This window comes from Synechococcus sp. BA-120 BA3 (genome assembly GCF_034931285.1).
Lineage (GTDB): Bacteria > Cyanobacteriota > Cyanobacteriia > PCC-6307 > Cyanobiaceae > Cyanobium.
In genome coordinates this window covers 1-1,182 of sequence record NZ_JAYGHZ010000187.1, presented here as the reverse complement: position 1 = coordinate 1,182, position 1,182 = coordinate 1, and the positions used below count along the sequence as shown (strand labels likewise).

General features: G+C 75.3%; 2 protein-coding genes. Both read right to left on the bottom strand.

Annotated elements, in window-relative coordinates; translation table 11 throughout:
• On the bottom strand, positions 1 to 305 hold a 305-nt coding region (locus VB737_RS07150; RefSeq protein WP_500312227.1), incomplete at its 3' end, for an aminotransferase class IV.
• A partial coding sequence (locus VB737_RS07145) for an anthranilate synthase component I family protein (RefSeq protein WP_500312226.1) occupies positions 302 to 1,182 on the bottom strand: 881 nt, incomplete at its 5' end. The genes VB737_RS07145 and VB737_RS07150, both read right to left, overlap by 4 nt.

Below are 1,182 nucleotides of genomic sequence, written 5' to 3'. Positions count from 1 at the left end.
CTGCCGGTCAGGCCACTGAGGGCCACGGCCTCCGCCAGCAGCGGCCGCACCCGATCGGCCCCGGGGGGTGGCGCCAGGCCCAGGCTGGCGGCCGAGACGCGCCAGCGCTCTAGGTGCTCCGCCAGCAGCCGGGGCTCCCCTCCCTCGACCAGCACCGTTTCGAACAGGCCATCGGCCAGCAGCAGACCGCGGTCGCTCAGGGGCAGGCAGAGCCGGTCGGGATCGCCCCAGGTTCCTTCCGGGGACGGCCCGTCGATCCAGGCGATGGCCCTGCCGGCCGGATGGGTGCCGCCGCCCCCGCTCATGCCAGGGCCTCCAGCAGCGGTTCGATCTTCCAGCCCATCTCCCGGGCCTCCCCGGCCGGGTCGGAATCGGCCACGATGCCGCCGCCGGCATGGAGCCGCAGGCGGCGGCCGTTCTGGAGGAGGGTGCGGATGAGGATGCTGCTGTCGAAGCCGCCGTCGGCGCCCATGTGGAAGAGGGAGCCGCAGTAGGGCCCCCGCGGCACCGGCTCCAGCTGATTGAGGCGCCGGCAGGCCCGCACCTTGGGGGCGCCGGTGATCGAGCCCCCCGGCCAGCAGGCCCGCAGCAGGTCAACCAGGCCGCGGCCGGCGGCGAGCCGCCCCATCACCACCGAGGTGAGATGGTGCACGTGGGCGTAGCTCTCCAGCCCCAGCAGCTGGGGCACGTGCACCGACCCCGGCACGCAGACCCGGCCCAGGTCGTTACGCAGCAGGTCGACGATCATCACGTTCTCGGCCCGGTCCTTGGGGTCGCAGATCAGCTCGGCCGCACTGGCGGCATCGGCGTCGGGGTCGGCCCGGCGCGGCCGGGTGCCCTTGATCGGCCGCGTCTCCACCTGGCCATCGGGGTGCAGGCGCAGGAAGCGCTCCGGCGAGGCCGAGATCACCGCCTCGCTACCGGCGACCGCCAGCCCGGCGAAGGGGGCCGGACCATGGCCCACGAGGCGGCGGTACAGGGCCAGCGGATCGGGCGGCTCCGGCCGCAGGCTCTCGCAGCAGGCGGTGAGGTTGGCCTGGAACAGGTCACCGGCGGCGATCCACTCCCGCAGGATCCCCACCTGGGCGGCATAGGAGTCCGGGGGGGTGTGCCAGTGCCAGGCGCCGCGGGCGATGCCGGGCCCCTCGGCCGACCGCTCCCCGGCCGCCGCCACTGCCCCGG